The organism is Streptomyces sp. NBC_01433 (assembly GCF_026340105.1).
Lineage (GTDB): Bacteria > Actinomycetota > Actinomycetes > Streptomycetales > Streptomycetaceae > Streptomyces.
The window spans coordinates 4,244,302-4,265,188 of the sequence record NZ_JAPEPM010000001.1 but is presented as its reverse complement, the minus strand read 5'-3'; the positions used below and the strand labels follow the sequence as shown (position 1 = coordinate 4,265,188).

The window sequence follows — 20,887 nt, the reverse complement described above, 5'->3', positions numbered from 1 at the left end:
GCAAGAAACCGCCCTCACCGGGCCCAGGGGGGGTGGGGCCGGTGAAGGCGGTTGCCGTGGGGGCGGCGGTTGGAATCCGTCCCGTGGGGGGTGTCAGACGTTTGCCCGGCACCACTGGAGCCATTCCTGTGACGTACGTCATATTTCAGGTGCACGTCTCACTCGATCGGCACCACACATCGGCAGGCGGACCGTACGGCCCAGCCGCACCGCCACGACCTGCGTGGACTCCCTCCGGCAAGGGTGCCGCGCCGGGCCGTACGGGTGAAAGCTGATCGGACGTCAGAAGGCAGGGGTGGCGGGCCGCCCGTTATCTCGGAAGCAGGACACACCCGCTCGCGCCGTCTGCACGGAGGATCCCCATGCGCAGTCCTGCCCGCCTCGTGACCGGCACCGCTTCCGCCGCGCTCACCGTCATGGCGCTCGGCCTGACCACCGCCGCCCCGTCCGCGTACGCGGGAGAGCTCGGCCGGCTGGAGATCACCCCGGCGTCCGCCGCGCCGGGCGCCACGGTCACCGTGAGCACCACCGCCTGCGGCCCCGAGGGATCGGGCATCGGCGACGCGAACTCCCTGGACGCCGGGGACTTCGAGGTGCGCCGCGGCACCCACAAGGAGTCCGCGGTCGGCCAGTTCACGGTCCCGCACGACAGCGTGCCCGGCACGTACGAGATCGGCGTCTCCTGCGACAACGGCAAGGAGGCCGCGGGTGACCTCGAAGTGACCGCCGGGGGCAAGCACAACCCTGCGGAATCCAAGCCCGGCCACGACCGGCCGTCCGAGAACGACCAGCCCTCCGAACACGACCGCCCCGCCGAGAACGACCGGCCCTCCGAACACGACCAGTCCTCCGAGCACGACCGCCCCTCCGGGCACGTGAAGACCGGCGTCGGCGGCAGCGTCCGGCCCGACACCACGCAGATCGCGGCGGGCGTCGGCGTTCTCGGCGCGGCGACCGCCGGCGGGGTGTGGCTGATGCGCCGCCGCTCCGACGGCACCCAGGGCGGCTGATCCGGGGAGCGGGGCTCCGTCGCCCGGGGGCCGACACGATCCCGGGCCGGCCCGCGCCCGCTCCCCCTCAACCGCACGGCACGGCACGGCACGACACGACCAAGGACGACGACGTGTCCCAGAAGGCGCAGAAGGCCAAGGGCTGGCTGGTGGGCATCGCCGCACTGAGCGGTATCTGGCTCGTCCAGAACGGCTCCGACACCCAGCTGATCCCGCCCCAGCCGTCCACCGCCCAGGCTTTCGCCGCCGGGCCCCAGCTCCAGCCGGGCTCCCCGGTCGCCGAACCGCTGCGACCCTCCGCGCCGGTCCGCATCCGCATCCCGAGCATCGACGTGGACGCGCCGATGATGCGGCTGGGCCTGGGCGCCGACGGGAGCCTCGACGTGCCGCCGGCCGGGAACCGCAACATCGCCGGCTGGTACAAGGACGGCGTCCCGCCCGGCGCCAAGGGCACCGCGATCGTCGCCGGGCATGTGGACAACGCGCGGGGGCCCTCCGTCTTCTACGCGCTGGGGGCGCTGAAGAAGGGCACCGCGGTCGAGGTCGTCCGCGAGGACGGCCGCACGGCCGTCTTCTCGATCGACGCGATCGAGGTGTACGAGAGCGAGGACTTCCCGGACCAGCGGGTCTACGGCGACTCGCCGCACGCCTCGCTGCGGCTGATCACCTGCGGCGGCGGCTTCAACAAGGAGACCGGCTACCAGGGCAACGTGGTGGCGTACGCGCACCTCACCGAGGTGCGCTGAAAGGGGTACTCCTGAACCGGCACGCACCGGGCACGCGACGGGCACCCGGCCGGCACGCACCAGCACGCGGCGGCTCGGGGCTACGCCGTCCACTGGTCGAAGCCGAGCTTGGCGACCAGCCCGAACACCACCACCAGCAGCACCCCGCGGACGAAGTCGCTGCCCTTGCGCAGGGCCATGCGCGCGCCGATCATGCCGCCCGCCAGGTTGAACACGGCCATCACGGCGGCCAGTTGCCACAGCACGGTGCCCTGGTAGGCGAACATCGCCAGCGCCCCGCCGTTCGTGCACACATTGACGATCTTGGCGGTGGCGGAGGCGGTCACCAGATCCAGATGGAGCACCGCGGTCAGCGCCAGCACCAGGAAGGTGCCCGTACCCGGCCCGAACAGCCCGTCGTAAAAGCCGATGCCACCGCCGACCAGGACGATCGCGGTGACCGTACGAGCCCGGGTGACCTTCTCGCCCGTACCGTCGCCCGCCACCGCCGTACCGAACGACGGCCGCAGCATCACGAAGGCCGCGACCCCGAGCAGCACCACCATGATCACCGGGCGCAGCACCTCGCTGCTGATCCCGGCGGCGAAGAACGCCCCGGCCATCGACCCGGCCAGGGCCATCAGCCCGATCCGGACGGCCGTCCCCACCTGGACCGGCGCCTTGCGCACGTACGTCACGGCGGCGCCCGAGGTGCCGACGATCGCGACCGCCTTGTTGGTGCCGAGGATCTGGGCGGCCGGGACGTGCGGCAGGCCGAGCAGCAACGCGGGCAGGAGCAGCAGCCCGCCACCGCCGACCACCGCGTCGATCCAGCCCGCCACGGCGGCGGCGAGGCAGAGCAGTACCAGGGTGGTCAGTGTGATCTCGGGCATGTACTCGACACTAAGCGACGCCTCCGCGACGCCCTCACACGGCCCGGCGGGCACCGTCACACGGCCCGTTTCGCGTGCGCGCGAACGTGCCCGGCCAGGACCTGCCCGACGACGAGATCCTCGTACCGGTTCTCCGCGTACCCGTGGAGCCCGAACGGACTGTCCCCATCCGCGAGCCGTTCACCGGTTATTGACGCACCGTCAACCCGCTCGCTCTACTGTCCTGACGCGCGACTCGCCGGGCCGACCGGACCGGCGGGCCCTCCCGTCATTCGTGGAGTGATCGTGGAACGTCGGACCTTCTTGCGCACAGCCGTGATCGGCAGCTCGGCGGCGGCCTTCGGCGGCACCCTGTGGCGGGGTGCCGCCTTCGCCGACCCGGCCCAGCCCGGCACCGGCCCGTACGGAGCGCCGCAGGCGGCCAACGGCAACGGCATCCAGCTGCCGAGCGGCTTCAGCAGCCGGATCGTCGCCCGTTCGGGGCAGACCGTGACCGGGACCTCGTACAGCTGGCACAGCGCTCCCGACGGCGGGGCGACGTACGCCGACGGCACCGGCTGGATCTATGTGTCCAACGCCGAGGTGTCCTCGGGCAGCGGCGGCGGGGCGAGCGCCGTGCGCTTCGACTCCTCGGGCACCGTCACCGCCGCGTACCGGATCCTGTCCGGCACCAACAACAACTGCGCGGGCGGGAAGACCCCGTGGAACACCTGGCTGTCCTGCGAGGAGGTCACCCGGGGGTACGTCTACGAGACCGACCCGTGGGGCGTGAAGGCGGCGGTGCAGCGGCCCGCGCTGGGCCGTTTCAAGCACGAGGCCGCGGCGTCCGATCCGGACCACGGGTACGTCTACCTCACCGAGGACGAGTCCGACGGGCGCTTCTACCGCTTCCGGCCCACGACGTGGGGCAACCTCGCGAGCGGCACGCTCCAGGTGCTGGTGGCCGGCACCGGCACCTCGGGCCCGGTGACGTGGGAAACCGTCCCCGACCCGGACGGCTCCCCCACCCAGACCCGCTACCAGGTCTCCGGCGCCAAGGTCTTCAACGGCGGCGAGGGCTGCTTCTACGCGGCGGGCACCTGCTGGTTCACCACCAAGGGCGACAACCGGGTGTGGGCGTACGACGCCGGCGCCTCGTCCCTGTCGCTCGCCTACGACGACTCCCTGGTCAGCGGCAGCGCTCCGCTGACCGGTGTGGACAACGTGACCCGGTCCGCCTCGGGCGACCTCTATGTCGCGGAGGACGGCGGCAACATGGAGATCTGCCTGATCACCCCGGACGACACCGTCGCCCCGTTCCTGCGGATCACCGGCCAGTCCGGCTCGGAGATCACCGGACCCTCGTTCTCGCCGGACGGCACACGGCTCTACTTCTCCTCGCAGCGCGGCACCAGCGGGAGTTCGTCGGGCGGCATCACGTACGAGGTGAAGGGCCCGTTCCGCACCTGATACGGCCGAGGCGCCCGATACGACTGAGGCGCCCGATACGACTGACGCGGTGTTCCGGGGTGAGACATCCGGAGCACCGCGGCGGGAGCCCCGATGGATCAGCCCTCGCCCACGACGGCCTCCGGGTCCATCCACATGATTTCCCAGAGGTGGTGGTCGGGGTCCTGGAAGGAGCGTCCGTACATATAGCCCTCATCCATGGGTTCGTTGGCCGGGAACCCTCCGGCGGCGAGCGCGGCGTCGGCGACTTCGTCGACCTTGGCGCGGCTTTCGGCGCTCAGACAGAGGATGACCTCCGTCGACTTCGCGGAGTCGGCTATGTCCTTCTTGGTGAACTCCTTGAAGCGCGACTCGGTGATGAGCATGAAGAAGATCGTGTCGCTGATGACCAGGCAGGCCGCTGTTTCGTCGGTGAACTGCGGGTTGAAGTCGTACCCGAGCTTTCCGAAGAAGTTCTTCGACGTCTCCAGGTCCTTCACCGGCAGGTTCACGAAGATCATCTGAGGCATGACTGTCTCGCTTCTCGTTTCGGTGGCGCCATGACCCCCCGCGCCATGCGCTATGTGGCACTTCGTCCCGTTCCACGTTACCCAGTAGCGCTTCATCGGGCTTCGCCAGTGCTTCATGGGGGGCTTCGGTCTGCGGAGCCACGCACCCGAGGACCGGCTGTCCCGCAGGTCAGGAAAGGGCGAGCGGAGCGCCGCCCCTGAGCAGCGAACCGCCCAGCGGGGTGAGCGTGTGCAGGACCGAGCTGCCGTGGCGCAGGGTGAGGACCAGACCCGCCTCGCGCAGTACGGAGGCGTGCTGACTGGCCGACGCCAGGGAGACCCCCGCCCTGCGGGCCAGCTCGCTCGTCGTACAGCCGTTGCCGATGGCCTGGAGGACGGCGGAGCGGGTGTGCCCGACGAGCCGGCCGAGCCACGGACCGGGTTCGGCGAAGAACGGGGCACCGTGATGGGTCACCGGATAGACGAGGACGGGCGGGAGACTGGGGTCGCGGTAGACGACCGGGGTGCCCCGGCAGAAGAACGACGGCTGGAGCAGTAACCCCCGCCCGTTCAGGTGCAGTTCACGGTCGACGGGATAGTCCGCCTCCAGTACGGGTGAGCGCCACCGGATCATGGGCGGCAGGGTGGCCAGCAGTCCGTCCGCGCCCCCGTCCAGCAGGGCGCGGCCCCGGACGGCCCGGTCGGCCTCGATGCTCGCCCGGATGTGCGGCCAGTACGGCTCGACGGCGGCGCGGTGGTAGCTGCGCAGGGCACCTATGAGACGGCCGAGCGGTTCGGTGCGGCCCGCGGAGAGCGCCTCCAGCAGGGCTTCGGGGGAGCGGCCGGGGGCACCGTGGGCCCGCTCGCCCGGCGGCCGTCCACCTCGTTGCCGCCCGGCGGCCAGCAGGGCCAGTTCCTGGTGGAGCCGGTCGGCGGGGGTGTCACGGAGGGCTTCTATTCCGACATCGAGGCCGAATGGCTCGTTGCCTTCCCGGGAAGGCGTCAGGAAATCCGGGAAATAGCCGCGCGGTGGAACTACCGCGGCCAGCAGATGTACTTCACCATTCAACCGGGCTCGGGATTCCGTACGCCATTTCCCGAACACCGTGGAAGCGCGCCGATCTCTCAGCCTATGAAAACTGAGAATTGTTTCCCACAATGCGTCCGGCCTGGTGGCCATCCGCACCTTGGAAAGGTCCGACCCGGACACATGGATACGCAGCACCGTTCCCCCACCTGTTGCACCGCAATCGCCCCCCACCAAAGGGTATGCGGGCCGTCACAGGAGGTCACCACGGGGTTTCGGCCACAGTTGAAACGTCTCGCCCCGTTCCGCTTCACCCGAAAGGCTGTACGGCGTCGGGTACGAATCCGGCGCCACCGGAAGAACGCGTGAAGGCCGTGGGGGGCTTTGTGTGTTCGGCGGCGGTAGGCGACGGTGCGGCTCCGTGCCCGGCGGGGGTAAGCCGGGTGCGGTCCATGGGTGGGGATCCATGGGCCGCACCCCGGTCCCTAACCTCTTCTTTCTTTGCGCGCTAAACGAAGCAAGGGGAGCGGAACGGGGCGGAGACGGCCGGGGCGGATTCAGCGGCGGGCCCCGAAGCGCCGGAGCGAATATACGTAGGAGGTCTGCGGCGCGAGACGGCGCGAGTCCCCTTCGTCCGGACACACCCGCACCCCGGCGGACGGGGACTCCAGAACCCACGCCTCACCGCGCCGCAGACACCACACAGCACCTCTACGCAGACACCACACCAACACCGCAGGCACCGCGCCGCAGACACCGCGCCGCACCGCGCCGCACGAGCGAAACGGCGGCACCCCCGCACAGGGTGCCGCCGCTTCTCGGTGATGGTCCTCGGCGCCGCGTCAGCGGCCCTCGCCGCTCGGGCGGCCCCGCGTCAGCGGCTGTCGCTGCCCCTCGAATCCGCGGCGGCCCTGCCCGCCTCCAGACGTGCCACCGGGATACGGAACGGCGAGCAGGAGACGTAGTCCAGGCCCACCTCGTGGAAGAAGTGCACCGACTCCGGGTCCCCGCCGTGCTCGCCGCAGACGCCGAGCTTGAGGTCGGGGCGGGTCGCCCGGCCCGCCTCGACGGCGCTGCGCACCAGCGCGCCGACCCCGTCCTTGTCGATCGTCTCGAACGGCGACACCCCGAAAATGCCCTTCTCCAGGTACGCGGTGAAGAACGATGCCTCCACGTCGTCGCGGGAGAAGCCCCACACCGTCTGGGTCAGGTCGTTCGTGCCGAACGAGAAGAACTGGGCCGCCTCGGCGATCTGGCCCGCGGTCAGCGCGGCGCGCGGCAGCTCGATCATGGTGCCGATGGTCAGCTTCAGGTTGGTGCCGGTGGCCGCCTGGACCTCGGTGATGACCCGGTCGGCCTCCTCGCGGACGATCTCCAGCTCCTGGACCGTGCCGACGAGCGGAATCATGATCTCGGGGCGCGGATCGCCCTTGGCGTTCTTGCGCTGGGCGGCGGCCTCGGCGATGGCGCGCACCTGCATCGCGAACAGACCTGGGATGACCAGACCCAGACGTACTCCGCGCAGGCCCAGCATCGGGTTCTGCTCGTGCAGCTTGTGGACCGCCTGGAGCAGGCGCAGATCGTTCTCGTTGGCGTCGTTGCGGGACTCGGCGAGCGCGACCCGTACCGAGAGCTCGGTGATGTCGGGCAGGAACTCGTGCAGCGGCGGGTCGAGCAGCCGTACGGTGACGGGCAGCCCGTCCATCGACTCGAACAGCTCGATGAAGTCGGCCTTCTGCAACGGCAGCAGCGTGGCCAGGGCGGCCTCGCGCTCGGCGTCGGTGTCCGCCAGGATCAGCTTCTCGACCATCTCGCGGCGCTCGCCGAGGAACATGTGCTCGGTGCGGCACAGGCCGATGCCCTGGGCCCCGAAGCGCCGGGCCCGCAGGGCGTCCTCGGCGTTGTCCGCGTTGGCCCGTACGCGCAGCCGGCGCACCCGGTCCGCGTACGCCATGATCCGGTGCACGGCGACGACCAGTTCGTCGGCGTCATCGGCGCCCGCGTGCATCCGGCCCTCGAAGTACTCGACGACCGGGGACGGTACGACGGGTACCTCACCGAGGTACACCTTGCCGTTGGAGCCGTCGACGGAGACGACGTCGCCCTCCTCGATCACCCGGCCGCCCACGGTCATCCGGCGCCGCTTGGTGTCGACCTCCAGGTCCTCGGCGCCGCAGACACAGGTCTTGCCCATGCCCCGGGCGACGACCGCGGCGTGCGAGGTCTTGCCGCCGCGCGAGGTCAGGATGCCCTCGGCGGCGATCATGCCGTCGAGGTCGTCCGGGTTGGTCTCGCGGCGGATGAGGATGACCTTCTCGCCGGACCGGGACCACTTGATGGCCGTGTACGAGTCGAAGACCGCCTTGCCGACCGCGGCGCCCGGGGACGCGGCGATCCCGCGGCCGAGCAGCTCGGTCGTGGCCTCGTCGTCGAAGCGGGGGAACATCAGCTGCGCGAGCTGGGCCCCGTTGACGCGCTGGAGTGCCTCCGCCTCGTCGATCAGGCCCTGGTCGACGAGCTGGGTGGCGATCCGGAAGGCGGCACCCGCGGTGCGCTTGCCGACCCGGGTCTGGAGCATCCACAACTGGCCGCGCTCGATGGTGAATTCGATGTCGCAGAGATCCTTGTAGTGGGTCTCCAGCTTCTCCATGATCTGCATCAGCCGGTCGTACGACGTCTTGTCGATCGACTCCAGCTCGGCGAGCGCCACGGTGTTGCGGATACCGGCGACGACGTCCTCACCCTGCGCGTTCTGCAGGTAGTCGCCGTAGACGCCCTGCTGGCCGCTGGCCGGGTCACGGGTGAAGGCGACGCCCGTACCGGAGTCGGAGCCGAGGTTGCCGAAGACCATCGAGCACACGTTGACGGCCGTGCCGAGGTCGCCGGGGATGCGCTCCTGGCGGCGGTAGAGCTTGGCGCGGTCGGTGTTCCACGAGTGGAAGACCGCGTTTATGGCGAGGTCCATCTGCTCCCGCGGGTCCTGCGGGAAGTCACGTCCGGCCTCCGCCCCGACGATCTTCTTGAACTTCTCGACCAGCTTCTTCAGGTCGGCCGCGGCGAGGTCCGTGTCGACGCTGACCTTCTTGGCCGTCTTCGCCGCCTCCAGAGCCTCCTCGAAGAGGTCGCCGTCGACCCCGAGGACGGTCTTGCCGAACATCTGGATGAGGCGGCGGTAGGAGTCCCACGCGAAGCGCTCGTCGCCGGCCTGGGCGGCGAGACCGATGACGGAGGCGTCGGAGAGGCCGATGTTGAGGACGGTGTCCATCATGCCGGGCATCGAGAACTTGGCGCCGGAGCGGACGGAGACCAGCAGCGGGTCGTCGGCCTGGCCGAGCTTCTTGCCCATCCGCGCTTCGAGCGCCGCGAGGTGCGCGCTCACCTCTTCGCGCAGCGCCGTGGGCGCCTCGCCGCTGTCGAGGTAGACCTTGCACGCCTCGGTGGTGATGGTGAAGCCCGGAGGGACGGGCAGCCCGAGGTTGGTCATCTCGGCGAGGTTGGCGCCCTTGCCGCCCAGGAGGTCCTTCAGATCCTTGTTGCCCTCGGTGAAGTCGTAGACGAACTTCTGGGGATCTTTGTTTTCCGACACGGGTCTCGACTCCTCGAGGACGCGGTGGCTGCCCTGACGGCGAGGAACATACCCAGATCGAAGGTGTCTGGGTACGTCCACTTGCGCGTCATGCGGTCTCAACCACCCGTCCGCCAGCAGATCGAAAGTGACGGCGATGTTCCGCTGACCGAACCACTGCCTTCACTTCTCGAATGAATAGGCACACACAGCAAGCGATTTCACTCGATCCATCCACGGTGCGCAGTGAAGGCGTCGACCGATCAAGTCAAAGCCCCCTGGCACCGAGTGCCATCATTTGAGAAGTACACCTCCTCATTCGCCGCTCATCTGAGCCATCACCCCCTCAGGAGTGGCGCGAATCACGCTACCGGTGATGCGCAGATGTCACCATCCGGACGCCCCTGTGACGCCACTGGGTCACGCCGGAAGCACCAAGAGCGACCTGCGGAGGGATATCGGGGCCGCACGGCGCCCCAGGGCGGTCGGACACCGGCGATTTCGCGCCGAACCTTGCCGAACTTCGCCGAACCTCGCCGCATTTACCGCTCAAACGAGCAAGGGCAGGCGGCAGGCACCGGGTGCCTGCCGCCTGCCCTCCGGGCACAGCGTGTGACGGGCTCAGCCGCCCGAGGTGTCCAGCTCCGCGTCGGCGCTCACGCCCGCGCAGTCATAGGGGTCCTTCAGCCAGCCGTCCGGCAGGACGACCCGGTTGTTGCCCGAGGTGCGCCCGCGCGGCCCGTCCGCACCGTCCGGCCAGGGCTGGTCCAGGTCCAGTTCGCGCAGCTGGCCGCCCAGCTCCTCCAGCGAGGAGGTGATCGCCAGCTTCTTGCGCATCTCGGAGCCGACGGAGAAGCCCTTGAGGTACCAGGCCACGTGCTTGCGGAAGTCGATCACGCCACGGGTCTCGTCGCCGATCCACTCCCCCAACAGCGTCGCGTGACGCAGCATGACGTCCGCGACCTCGCGCAGCCCCGGCGCCTGCCGCGTCGGGGTCCCCTCGAAGGCGCTCACCAGGTCGCCGAAGAGCCAGGGGCGCCCCAGGCAGCCCCGGCCGACGACCACGCCGTCGCAGCCCGTCTCGCGCATCATCCGGCGCGCGTCGTCCGCGCACCAGATGTCGCCGTTGCCGAGGACCGGGATCTCCGGGACATGCTCCTTGAGGCGCGCGATGGCGTCCCAGTCGGCGGTGCCGCCGTAGTGCTGGGCCGCGGTCCTGCCGTGCAGGGCGACGGCCGTGACGCCCTCCTCGACGGCGATGCGGCCCGCGTCGAGGTAGGTGATGTGGTCGTCGTCGATGCCCTTGCGCATCTTGATGGTGACCGGAAGCGCGCCCGCGTTGGAGACGGCCTGGTGCAGGATGGCCCGCAGCAGGGGCCGCTTGTACGGGAGCGCGGAGCCGCCGCCCTTGCGGGTGACCTTGGGGACCGGGCAGCCGAAGTTCAGGTCGATGTGATCGGCGAGGTTCTCGTCGACGATCATCCGGACCGCCTTGCCGACGGTGACCGGGTCCACTCCGTACAGCTGGATGGAGCGCGGGGTCTCGCTCGCGTCGAAGTGGATGAGCTGCATGGTCTTCTCGTTGCGCTCGACCAGCGCCCGCGTCGTGATCATCTCGCTGACGAACAGCCCCTTGCCGCCGGAGAACTCCCGGCACAGGGTGCGGAACGGGGCGTTGGTGATACCGGCCATGGGGGCGAGCACCACCGGCGGCTGCACGGTGTGCGGGCCGATGCGGAGCTGCGGGAGCGCGGGGGCGAGCGTGGTCATTCCCCCATTGTCCCGTACCGCCGGAAACCACTGTGCCCGGCGTCGGCCGCGCCTGGGTCCCGGGCCGGTCCCGGGCCGGTCCCGGGGCGGTCCCGGGGCGGTCACCGGTGGCGGCACACGGTCGTCATGCGCCGAGCGGGGCCCGGCCGTGCCACGGCCGCCAGGTTCGGCCCCTCGGCCACCTCGGCCACCAGGTCCGGCCACCTCGGCTGCTTCAGCCGCTTCAGCCCCGACAGCCGCGACGCCGGGACGGGCTTCCGTATCGCCGATGCCGCACGGGCACCGGCCGACCCCACCTCGACGCCGGCGATGACGGCGCTCAGCCACGTCCGGGTCAGCTGCGGTGCCGACGGGATTCGAACCTGCGGACAGACAGGAGCGGACCCCTTCTCAAGCCCCCCGTTTTACGCTCAACGCATGAGAGATTCTTGTCCGATTGAACCGCCGAATACGTTCGTCACGGAGCGCGATAGCCGCTGGTACGGGCGGTTCCGGTTGCGCATTCCCCAGGTGTCGCCGTGGCCTGACCCGTATCGGACGTTCACTCGCGTGCGCCCCGGGTGGCGGTCCATGGTCGAGGAGACACTCTCGGTGGTGACCGCCGAGCTGCCTCGGCAGGTCTGGCCCGTCCAACTGCGCAACCAGGGGGTCCACGGGCGGGGATGGGAGTTCGATCTGGGCCCGCCGGAGGCTGACTACCTTTGCTGGGACCAGCTGCCGGACGTCTGCTACATCGATATTCGCAACCTCCACCGGCTCATCGACCTGCTGGCCCCAGCTGTGGAGGACGCGCGTTTCTTCGTCTACTCGATGGGCGATGGGCTCGACCAGTGGGTCGACGAAGTGCGCATCTGCGACGGACGTTGCAGCTTTGCCAGATGGACCGTCGAGGGCGAGGCCTGGGTTGATTTTCCTCAGCTGTGCGCGGAGTTCGCCGACAATCGCGCTGAGGACGAGGCCTTCGGTCGCTTCGTCACCGTCCTGAGCGATCGGTGAGCCCAGCCACGAACCCGATCGCTGATGGCGGGACGCGGGGTTCGACCTGGGCAAAGCGGCCCGCGATCCGGCCCGTCAAGGCTTCGGCCACGTCCCGCCAACGGGCGGGATCCATGCGATGACCCTCCGGCCACCGTCTCTTCGTCAGTCCACACAACTCACGATGATCACCGATGGTCGCACCCATGACCGCACCGGTGGTGCTGATTGCTCCAGTTGGCCACTGAGCAGTTCAGGTGGCCGTTCCGGGGTGCGCAGCAGTCATCTGCGTCGTCGCGATCAGAGAACGAGGACGCCTTGCCCGCGACCGAGGCTACTCAGGCCACGCCCCCTCGCACATGAGGACTCTGCCGCGCAGTTCCGGCTCGCCGCGCCAGGCGAGCACCCGCTCGATCATGGCCATGGGCGCCGGTCAGGCCCAGCGCCTCCGACAGTGTTGACAGTAGGCCGCCAACACGGGGCGAAGTGAAGTACCTCCCAGCCCAGTTGGTACGACTGGACGGACTCGGCGTACGACATGAGCCGGCCGCCGGGGCAGCACGAAGCCCCACCATCCACGGCACGATGGGGCGACGCCGAACCGGTTGGTCAGACGGTGCCGAACTCTCCGGCCTTGACACCCGCCACGAACGAGGCGAACGCACCGGCCGGGAAGTCCAGAGCGGGGCCGCACAGATCCTTGGAGTCACGGACGGGAACCACGCCGCGCGAGGCGATCAGATCGGCGGCGACCTCGACGCACTGGCCACCGTTGGAGCTGTAGGAGGACTTGAACCAGCGGAGCGAATCGGTTGTCACAGGATGCCCTTCTCACCTGACTGATCGTAGCTCCCCTGAGACCTCCGCTCCCTCCGCCGCCCAGGCCCCCACATACGTGGGCCCGGAACACCTGAGGTGTTCCGGGCCCACGGTCGTACGGGAACTCATACGGGAAATCGTCCGGGAATCCTTACCGGAACCCCCAGCGGAGCTGAGTGCGCGTCAGCTCGCGTCGGACGATGATGCCGACTCGTCCCGGCCCGACTGGTCGGTCTGGCCGGCTCCGGCGCGCTCGCGCATCTTGCGCAGCAGCTCCTGCTTCTTCTCCTCGGCCGTCTCGCGGTCGGCGTTGCGCGCGGGACCCGCGCCCTGCTGTTCGGCGCGGGACAGCTTCTTGCGCTGTCCGCCCACACCGAGGAGGTTGTTGCGGCTCTTTGCCACGGCGTTCTCCCATTCGTGGTGAGAAGTGAGGAATGAACTGATCTGGATCGATCCGGTGGGCGGCGGGTGGTCGAGCCCGCCGCGCTCTCACTCGTAGATCTGGAAGAACGAAGACATGGGGGAACCGTACCGCGACCGGGGTGGAGCCACGTACTCGATTTTCTGCCCCGTGGGCGGGACCGGCCGCGCGCTCAGACCGTCGGGTCGACCGTCGCCCGATGCTCCTCGGCCAGGTGCTCCTCGGCCTTCAGCCAGGGCAGGAACTGCGCCTCGATGTGCCACCCGCAGGTGTCGCAGGTCAGCCGGCGCCGCGTCCCCGACTTCCTTACCTGGACGGTGTGTTCACTGCCGTGCTGGTCCCATCTGGTGACCTTGCTCGTGGTCATGGACGGCATGCGTGCCTCCTGAAGGGGAGCGTGGGCCCCAGTGTGCAACGAAGCCCCCGGCTCCGTACACGGAACCGGGGGCTTCGCCGCTGTGCGGGTGCGGGGCGTCAGCAGCCGAGCAGACGGGCGCCCAGGTAGGCCTGGATCTGGTCCAGGGAGACGCGCTCCTGCTGCATGGTGTCGCGCTCACGCACGGTCACCGCGTTGTCGTCGAGGGTGTCGAAGTCGACGGTGACGCAGAACGGCGTACCGATCTCGTCCTGGCGACGGTAACGGCGGCCGATGGCGCCCGCGTCGTCGAACTCGATGTTCCAGTTCTTGCGCAGGTCGGTGGCCAGGCCCTTGGCCTTCGGCGAGAGCTGCGGGTTGCGGGACAGCGGCAGGACCGCGACCTTGACCGGTGCCAGGCGCGGGTCGAGGCGCATCACGGTGCGCTTCTCCATGACGCCCTTGGCGTTGGGCGCCTCGTCCTCGATGTACGCGTCCAGCAGGAAGGCCAGCAGCGAGCGGCCGACACCGGCGGCGGGCTCGATGACGTACGGGGTCCAGCGCTCGCCGGCCTCCTGGTCGAAGTACGACAGGTCCGTGCCCGAGGCCTTGGAGTGCGCCTTGAGGTCGTAGTCCGTACGGTTGGCGACGCCTTCCAGCTCGCCCCACTCGCTGCCGCCGAAGCGGAAGCGGTACTCGATGTCAGCGGTGCGCTTGGAGTAGTGCGAGAGCTTCTCCGCCGGGTGCTCGAACCAGCGCATGTTCTCCTCGCGCATGCCCAGGCCGGTGTACCAGTTCCAGCGCTGTTCCATCCAGTATTCCTGCCACTGCTCGTCCTCGCCCGGCTTGACGAAGAACTCCATCTCCATCTGCTCGAACTCGCGGGTGCGGAAGATGAAGTTGCCCGGCGTGATCTCGTTCCGGAAGGACTTGCCCATCTGGGCGATGCCGAACGGCGGCTTCTTGCGCGAAGTCTGCTGGACCTGGCCGAAGTTGGTGAAGATGCCCTGGGCGGTCTCGGGGCGCAGGTAGGCGACCGAGCCGGAGTCCTGGGTCGGGCCGAGGTGCGTGGAGAGGAGGCCCGAGAACTGCTTGGGCTCGGTGAACGTGCCCTTGTTGCCGCAGTTGGGGCAGTTGAGGTCGGCGAGCCCGTTGACCGGGGGCTTGCCGTGCTTCTCCTCGTACGCCTCTTCCAGGTGGTCGGCGCGGTAACGCTTGTGACACGAGGTGCACTCGGTGAGCGGGTCCGAGAAGGTGGCGACATGGCCGGAGGCGACCCAGACCTCGGGGGCCAGGATGACCGACGAGTCGAGACCGACCACGTCCTCGCGCGAGGTGACCATGTAACGCCACCACTGACGCTTGAGGTTCTCCTTCATCTCCACGCCCAGCGGCCCGTAGTCCCAGGCGGCCTTCTGGCCGCCGTAGATCTCACTGCAGGGGTAGACGAAGCCACGGCGCTTGCTCAGGCTGACGATGGTGTCGATCTTGTCGGCGGCCACGGTGCTCTCTTCATTACGACGGTGAAATTGGACAGGGGCGGCGCGGAGCGCCTCGGTGGGGGGTGGTGATCGGGTGACGAGCGGGCGAATGCTTCAGATTACCGGCGGGCGCACCCCCCGGATCAAATCGGTGGGGAGTCAAGCGATCTTCGGGTGTCCTTCCGGGCATCTCATCAGTCTTGTTGACAATCGTTTCCACTTTTGTTGAAAATGACTGTCATGAACGTACGCCGCCTCATACCCACCGCAGCCGTCGCCGGATCAGTCGCGCTCGGCCTCACCGCGCTGTCCGCCTGTTCCGGCCCCGACGCCGCCGAACACGAGAGCGGCGGGAAGCTGATCGTGGTGGCGTCCTTCTATCCCATGCAGTTCCTCGCCGAGGAGATCGGCGGGAAGCACGTCGATGTGACCACCCTGACCAAGCCGGGTGTCGAGCCGCACGACCTGGAGCTCACCCCGAGGCAGATAGGCGGCCTGAGCGACGCCGACTACGTCCTCTACCTCAAGGGCATCCAGCCCGCCGTCGACGACGCGATCGCCCAGTCCGGGGTCAGGGACAGCGTCGACGCGGCGAAGCTCACCACGCTGGAGGACCACGGCGCCGAGGTCGGAGGCCACGAGGGCGAGGAGCACGGCCACGAGCACGAGGGCGGGGAAGCCGGCGCCGACCCGCACATCTGGCTGGACCCGGTGAAGTACGCCGAGGTCGCCAAGGGCGTCGGGAAGTCCCTTCAGAAGGCGGACCCCGACCACGCCGCGGACTACGCGAAGAACACGACCGCCCTGGTCGACAGGCTGGACGCGCTGAACACGTCGTTCGAGACCGGTCTGAAGGACACCGCCACCAAGACCTTCATCACCACCCACTCCGCCTTCGGATACCTGGCCGAGCGCTACGGGCTCACCCAGGAGGGCATCGCCGGGATCGACCCCGAGGCCGAGCCCAGCCCGGCGCGGATCCAGGAGATCCACACCGTCGCGGAGAAGAGCAGGGCCACCACCGTCTTCTTCGAGACGCTGGCCAGCGACAAGACCGCCAAGACCCTCGCGAAGGACACCGGCCTCAGGACCGACGTCCTGGACCCGCTGGAGGGAATCACCGGCGCGTCCAAGGGCGCTGACTACATCGAGGTCATGGAGTCCAACCTGGCCGCGCTGCAGAAGGCACTCGGCGCGAAGTGACCTACGTAACACCCGCCCCACCCGCAGCAGCATCGGAGGCGCTCATGCCCGAGCCCGGGAGTACCGCACCAGAAGCCGTGATCAGCCTGCGCGGCGCCACGGCCACCCTCGGCGCACGCCCCGTGCTGCGCGGTGTCGACCTCACCGTCCACCGCGGTGAGGTCGTGGCCCTGCTCGGCGCCAACGGTTCCGGCAAGTCCACCGCCGTCCGCTCCGTCATCGGCCAGGTCCCGCTCACCGGCGGCACCGTCGAACTGTTCGGCACCGAGCTGCGCCGCTTCCGCCAGTGGGGGCGCGTCGGCTACGTACCGCAGCGCACCACGGCGGCGGGCGGCGTCCCGGCCACGATCCGCGAGGTCGTGGCCTCCGGGCGGCTGTCCCGCACGAAGCTGCGGCTGCCCGGCCGGGCGGACCGGGCGGCCGTCGACCGGGCCATAGAGCTCGTCGGCCTCACCGACCGCGCCAAGGACTCCGTGAGCGCCCTGTCCGGCGGCCAGCACCAGCGGGTCCTGATCGCCCGCGCCCTCGCCGCCGAACCGGAACTGCTGATCATGGACGAGCCGATGGCCGGGGTCGACCTCGCCAGCCAGGAGATCCTCGCCACGACCCTGCGCGAGCAGGTGGCCGCCGGCATCTCCGTCCTGCTCGTCCTGCACGAGCTCGGACCGCTGGAGCCCCTGATCGACCGGGCGATCGTGCTGCGCGAGGGCTGCGTGACACACGACGGACCGCCCCCCGAGGCCCTGGGCCAGCACGCCCTCCCCGGCCACGACCACGTACACCCCCACGCGGCTTCCGAGCCCGTCCGGACGGGACTGCTGACCTGATCATGCTGGAATTCCTGAATCCCCCCTTCATGCAGCGGGCCCTGATCGCGGCCGTCCTGGTCGGCATCACCGCCCCCGCCATCGGTATCTACCTGGTCCAGCGCCGCCAGGCCCTGATGGGCGACGGCATCGGCCACATCGCGATGACCGGGGTCGGCCTCGGCTTCCTGCTCTCCACCAGCCCCGTCTGGATGGCCACGGCCGTCGCCGTGGCCGGTGCGGTCGTCATGGAACTGATCCGCTGGTACGGACACACCCGCGGCGACATCGCCCTGGCCATGCTCTTCTACGGCGGCATGGCGGGCGGCGTCATGCTGATCAACATGTCCGACACCGGCTCCAACGCGAACCTGATGTCGTACCTCTTCGGCTCGCTGTCCACCGTCTCCGAGGCCGACGTCACCGCGATCTGCGTCCTGGCGGCCTTCGTCATGCTGGTGACCGTGGGGCTGCGCAGGCAGCTGTTCGCGGTCAGCCAGGACGAGGAGTTCGCCCGCGTCACCGGGCTGCCGGTGCGCGCGCTGAACCTGCTGGTCGCGGTGACGGCCGCGGTGACGGTCACCGTCGCGATGCGCGTCGTCGGGCTGCTGCTGGTCAGCGCGCTGATGGTGGTGCCCGTCGCGGCGGCGCAGCAGATCTCGAAGTCGTTCAAGGTGACGTTCGTCCTGGCCGTCGTCATCGGCACCGTCGTCACCCTCGCGGGTACGGTGACGACGTACTACCAGGACGTGCCCCCCGGCGCCACGATCGTGCTGATGGCCATCGCCGCGTTCATCCTGCTGACCGCGCTCGCCACGCCCCTCGCGAAACGGCGCGCCCGTGCGGGCGCGGCGGACCGGGACGGGTGCACCCTGGAGGTACCGGCCGCCCGCCAGGTCACGGAGGACGTGCGGGCTTGACCGGGTCACCGGGGCGGGCTGGCACAATGGCCCGACAGATGAACGGGCGACACGAGGAGGCACCAGTGGCCACGGCGCCGATCAGTGGCACGAACGCAGCCCCGGTACGCGGCCGGTCCACCCGGCAGCGCGCGGCGGTCGCGGCGGCGCTCGACGGGGTGGACGAGTTCCGCAGCGCGCAGGAGCTGCACGACGTGCTCAAACACCGCGGCGACTCGGTGGGGCTGACCACGGTCTACCGCACCCTTCAGTCCCTCGCCGACGCGGGCGAGGTGGACGTGCTGCGCACGACCGAGGGCGAGTCGGTGTACCGGCGGTGCTCGACCGGCGACCACCACCACCATCTGGTGTGCCGGATCTGCGGCAAGGCCGTCGAGGTCGAAGGACCCGCGGTGGAGCAGTGGGCCGAGACGATCGCCGCCCAGCACGGCTATGTGAACGTCGCGCACACCGTGGAGATCTTCGGGACCTGCGCGGAGTGCGCGCGGACGAAGAGCTGAGGCCCGGGCCCGCGAACGCCCCCGGGCCCGCGAACGATCCGGGGGCCTGCGAACGCGAACCGGGACCTGCGAACCGGGGCCGGAGAACCGGCCCCGCCCCGCTCAGCCCTGCTGGACCGCCGCCTCCTCGGCCCCGCCGAAGCGGCGGTCCCGCTGTGCGTACTCCAGGCAGGCGCGCCACAGGTCACGGCGGTCGAAGTCCGGCCACAGGACGTCCTGGAAGACCATCTCGGCGTACGCGCTCTGCCAGATCAGGTAGTTGGAGGTGCGCTGCTCGCCGCTGGGGCGCACGAAGAGGTCCACGTCCGGCATGTCCGGGTAGTAGAGGTACTTCGCGAACGTCTTCTCGTTGACCTTCGACGGGTCGAGCTTCCCGTCCGCCACATCCTGCGCGATGCGCTGCGTGGCGTCGGCGATCTCGGCGCGGCCACCGTAGTTGACGCAGAAGTACAGCGTCATCCGGTCGTTGTCCTTGGTCTGCTCCTGGGCGACCTGGAGCTCCTGGACGACGGACTTCCACAGCTTCGGCATCCGGCCCACCCAGCGGATGCGGATGCCCAGTTCGTCCATCTCGTCGCGGCGGCGGCGGATGACGTCCCGGTTGAAGTTCATCAGGAACTTCACCTCGTCCGGCGAGCGCTTCCAGTTCTCGGTGGAAAAGGCGTACAGCGAGAGGTTCTTGACGCCCATCTCGATACAGCCCTTGAGAACGTCCATGACGACGCCCTCACCGACCTTGTGGCCCTCCGTGCGCGGGAGACCCCGCTCCTTGGCCCAGCGGCCGTTACCGTCCATCACGACGGCGACGTGCTTGGGCACGAGCTCGCCGGGGATCTTCGGAGGCGTCGCGCCGGAGGGGTGCGGCTCGGGGGTCTTGAACGTGCGCCGGTTACGGCCGCCGAGGATCCCGCGTACTGCCATGAGCTTCTCAGTCTCCCTGTGTCACTTCTCTACGTACCGCAGCGAGCGCAGTCCGCGCTCCAGATGCCAGTGCAGATAGGCGGACACCAGTCCGCTCCCCTCCCTGACATGACGCGCCTCGCACGCGTCCGCCGTCTCCCAGTCACCGGTGAGCAGCGCACTCAGCAGTACGAGGGCCTCCGCCGAGGGTACGACGCTCCCGGGCACCCGGCAGTCGCCGCATACGACACCGCCCGACGCGACGGAGAAGAACCGGTTCGGTCCGGGCATTCCGCACTTCGCGCAGTCCTCGAAACTGGGGGCGTAGCCGTTGACCGCGAGGGAACGCAGCAGGAACGCGTCGAGGATGAGATGCGGTGCGTGCTCCCCCCGGGCGAGGGTGCGCAGTCCGCCGACGAGCAACAGGTACTGCTGGACCGCGGGCTCGCCCTCGTGGTCGGTGAACCGCTCGGCGGTCTCCAGCATCGCGGTGCCCGCGGTGTAGCGGGCGTAGTCGGCGACGATGCCGCCACCGTACGGAGCGATCGTCTCGCTCTGGGTGCAGAGCGGAAGGCCGCGGCCGATCAGCTCGCTGCCGCGGGCGAAGAACTGCACGTCCACATGGGAGAACGGTTCGAGGCGGGCGCCGAATTTGGACTTGGTGCGGCGCACCCCGCGGGCGACCGCGCGCACCCGGCCGTGGCCGCGGGTCAGGATCGTGATGATCCGGTCGGCCTCGCCCAGTTTCTGCGTACGCAGCACGACGCCGTCGTCCCGGAACAAGCTCATGCACCCATTGTCGCCCACCGGGCGGCCGGGCCGTCGGCGACGGTTACGAGGGTGTGCGGGCGGCCGCCGCGAGGAGGCGGGCGGTGTCGTCGGCGCAGAGCTGGAGCGCGCTGCCGACCGTGGTCAGCACCTCACGCTCCGCCGGGCTGTACGGGCCGTCGGCCAGCGCGATCCTGGCGCCCTGGAGCAGCACCGACTCGCGTCCCGCGGTGGCCAGGTGCGGCGCGAGGGGGCCCAGGACCTCGTGCAGCTCGATGGCGAGGGTCGCCCCGCACGCCTCGGCCGCGGGGTCGGCGCCGGGGCCGTGCCCGGTGTCGGCGGCGAGCACCTCGACGATGGTGAAGAGCTGTTCCCGGGTGCAGTCGTCGAGCCCGGCGTCGCGCACGGTGGCGACCGCGGTGTCCAGGACCGTGCGGGAGGTGGTGCCGCCGGCCGCGAGGACGCCGAGCGTGACCGTGTGCACGGCCTCCCGGAGCATCGTGGAGAACCGGGTGGTGGTGGGGTGGTCGAGGGTGTCGGTGGCGAAGTGCGCCCGGCAGACGGCGCATTCGACGACGGGCCCCGCGCTGCCGCGCCGCAGCAGCGGCACGCCGAGCACCGTGAAGCGCCGACGCCCGGTGAGGCGGCGGTAGTTGCGGTCGCCGCCGCAGCCGGGGCAGAAGAACTCGCCGTCACCGACGGTGTTCCAGACGGTGCGGATGCCGTAGATGACCGGCTTCAGAGCGCGTTGTCCCTTGGCTGACCGCACGTCGTGCACCTCCGTAACGCTCCGGCAACATTGCCGCGTGTTG

Annotated in this window: 20 protein-coding genes; 8 read left to right on the top strand and 12 right to left on the bottom strand. The window is 69.7% G+C overall.

Annotation, left to right across the window (positions count from 1 at the left end; all coding sequences use genetic code 11):
* Positions 1 to 362 precede the first annotated feature (362 nt).
* Together OG413_RS19145 and OG413_RS19140 are read left to right on the top strand one after the other, a co-directional pair.
* On the top strand, positions 363 to 1,010 hold the full coding sequence (locus tag OG413_RS19145; protein ID WP_266807114.1) for a hypothetical protein: 648 nt from the start codon (positions 363 to 365) through the stop codon (positions 1,008 to 1,010).
* Positions 1,011 to 1,123: 113 nt separating this feature from the next.
* Positions 1,124 to 1,756, top strand: a complete 633-nt coding sequence (locus OG413_RS19140) for a class F sortase (RefSeq protein ID WP_266807113.1) — start codon at positions 1,124 to 1,126, stop codon at positions 1,754 to 1,756.
* 80 nt (positions 1,757 to 1,836) lie between these two features.
* Here the strand turns inward: OG413_RS19140 and OG413_RS19135 are convergent, their stop codons facing one another.
* Positions 1,837 to 2,628 (bottom strand): TSUP family transporter, encoded by a 792-nt coding sequence (locus OG413_RS19135; RefSeq protein WP_266807112.1) that lies wholly within the window; start codon positions 2,626 to 2,628, stop codon positions 1,837 to 1,839.
* Between the two features lie 285 nt (positions 2,629 to 2,913).
* On the opposite strand from OG413_RS19135, the gene OG413_RS19130 reads away from it, so the two are divergent.
* Positions 2,914 to 4,077, top strand: a complete 1,164-nt coding sequence (locus OG413_RS19130; RefSeq protein ID WP_266807111.1) for an alkaline phosphatase PhoX — start codon at positions 2,914 to 2,916, stop codon at positions 4,075 to 4,077.
* Positions 4,078 to 4,175: 98 nt separating this feature from the next.
* Here the strand turns inward: OG413_RS19130 and OG413_RS19125 are convergent, their stop codons facing one another.
* The 4 genes from OG413_RS19125 to dusB all read right to left on the bottom strand — a co-directional run bounded on the left by OG413_RS19125 (position 4,176) and on the right by dusB (position 10,927).
* Complete coding sequence (locus OG413_RS19125; RefSeq protein WP_266807109.1) at positions 4,176 to 4,586, bottom strand: VOC family protein; 411 nt, start codon at positions 4,584 to 4,586, stop codon at positions 4,176 to 4,178.
* A 169-nt stretch (positions 4,587 to 4,755) separates the two neighbouring features.
* Entirely contained in the window at positions 4,756 to 5,790 is a 1,035-nt protein-coding gene (locus tag OG413_RS19120) for a helix-turn-helix transcriptional regulator (protein ID WP_266807107.1), read from the bottom strand.
* Positions 5,791 to 6,466: 676 nt separating this feature from the next.
* Positions 6,467 to 9,178, bottom strand: coding sequence for a pyruvate, phosphate dikinase (ppdK, locus tag OG413_RS19115; RefSeq protein WP_266807105.1), 2,712 nt, complete (start codon positions 9,176 to 9,178; stop codon positions 6,467 to 6,469).
* Between the two features lie 600 nt (positions 9,179 to 9,778).
* Complete coding sequence (gene dusB, locus OG413_RS19110) at positions 9,779 to 10,927, bottom strand: tRNA dihydrouridine synthase DusB (protein WP_266807104.1); 1,149 nt, start codon at positions 10,925 to 10,927, stop codon at positions 9,779 to 9,781.
* A gap of 570 nt (positions 10,928 to 11,497) precedes the next feature.
* Here dusB and OG413_RS19105 point away from each other — a divergent pair.
* On the top strand, positions 11,498 to 11,923 hold the full coding sequence (locus OG413_RS19105) for a hypothetical protein (RefSeq protein WP_266807103.1): 426 nt from the start codon (positions 11,498 to 11,500) through the stop codon (positions 11,921 to 11,923).
* A 588-nt stretch (positions 11,924 to 12,511) separates the two neighbouring features.
* On the opposite strand, the gene OG413_RS19100 is transcribed toward OG413_RS19105, so the two are convergent.
* The 4 genes from OG413_RS19100 to OG413_RS19085 all read right to left on the bottom strand — a co-directional run bounded on the left by OG413_RS19100 (position 12,512) and on the right by OG413_RS19085 (position 14,999).
* Positions 12,512 to 12,721 carry a DUF397 domain-containing protein gene (locus OG413_RS19100; RefSeq protein WP_266807102.1) on the bottom strand — a complete coding sequence of 70 codons (210 nt, stop codon included), beginning with the start codon at positions 12,719 to 12,721 and terminating at the stop codon, positions 12,512 to 12,514.
* 183 nt (positions 12,722 to 12,904) lie between these two features.
* On the bottom strand, positions 12,905 to 13,123 hold the full coding sequence (locus OG413_RS19095; RefSeq protein ID WP_266807100.1) for a DUF6243 family protein: 219 nt from the start codon (positions 13,121 to 13,123) through the stop codon (positions 12,905 to 12,907).
* A 191-nt stretch (positions 13,124 to 13,314) separates the two neighbouring features.
* Positions 13,315 to 13,518: a hypothetical protein gene (locus OG413_RS19090; RefSeq protein WP_266807099.1), complete on the bottom strand. Its 204-nt coding sequence runs from the start codon at positions 13,516 to 13,518 to the stop codon at positions 13,315 to 13,317.
* 98 nt (positions 13,519 to 13,616) lie between these two features.
* A complete protein-coding gene (locus OG413_RS19085; protein ID WP_073724554.1) occupies positions 13,617 to 14,999 on the bottom strand; it encodes a glycine--tRNA ligase in 1,383 nt (460 codons plus the stop codon).
* Positions 15,000 to 15,218: 219 nt separating this feature from the next.
* Here OG413_RS19085 and OG413_RS19080 point away from each other — a divergent pair, with 219 nt between their 5' ends.
* From OG413_RS19080 to OG413_RS19065, 4 genes are all read left to right on the top strand, one after another.
* Positions 15,219 to 16,181 (top strand): metal ABC transporter substrate-binding protein, encoded by a 963-nt coding sequence (locus tag OG413_RS19080; protein WP_266807097.1) that lies wholly within the window; start codon positions 15,219 to 15,221, stop codon positions 16,179 to 16,181.
* 44 nt (positions 16,182 to 16,225) lie between these two features.
* A complete protein-coding gene (locus OG413_RS19075; protein WP_266807095.1) occupies positions 16,226 to 17,008 on the top strand; it encodes a metal ABC transporter ATP-binding protein in 783 nt (260 codons plus the stop codon).
* Positions 17,008 to 17,907, top strand: a complete 900-nt coding sequence (locus tag OG413_RS19070; RefSeq protein WP_266810240.1) for a metal ABC transporter permease — start codon at positions 17,008 to 17,010, stop codon at positions 17,905 to 17,907. The genes OG413_RS19075 and OG413_RS19070 overlap by 1 nt, the downstream gene beginning before the upstream one ends.
* A gap of 65 nt (positions 17,908 to 17,972) precedes the next feature.
* On the top strand, positions 17,973 to 18,407 hold the full coding sequence (locus OG413_RS19065) for a Fur family transcriptional regulator (protein WP_073724546.1): 435 nt from the start codon (positions 17,973 to 17,975) through the stop codon (positions 18,405 to 18,407).
* Between the two features lie 102 nt (positions 18,408 to 18,509).
* Here OG413_RS19065 and OG413_RS19060 read toward each other — a convergent pair whose 3' ends face one another.
* From OG413_RS19060 to OG413_RS19050, 3 genes are read right to left on the bottom strand one after another with little or no spacing between them, the layout of a single operon-like run.
* Positions 18,510 to 19,328: an isoprenyl transferase gene (locus OG413_RS19060; RefSeq protein ID WP_266807094.1), complete on the bottom strand. Its 819-nt coding sequence runs from the start codon at positions 19,326 to 19,328 to the stop codon at positions 18,510 to 18,512.
* Between the two features lie 21 nt (positions 19,329 to 19,349).
* Positions 19,350 to 20,096, bottom strand: coding sequence for a DNA repair protein RecO (gene recO / locus OG413_RS19055; protein ID WP_266807093.1), 747 nt, complete (start codon positions 20,094 to 20,096; stop codon positions 19,350 to 19,352).
* Positions 20,097 to 20,139: 43 nt separating this feature from the next.
* On the bottom strand, positions 20,140 to 20,844 hold the full coding sequence (locus OG413_RS19050; RefSeq protein ID WP_266807091.1) for a TerB family tellurite resistance protein: 705 nt from the start codon (positions 20,842 to 20,844) through the stop codon (positions 20,140 to 20,142).
* Between the last annotated feature and the right edge of the window lie 43 nt (positions 20,845 to 20,887).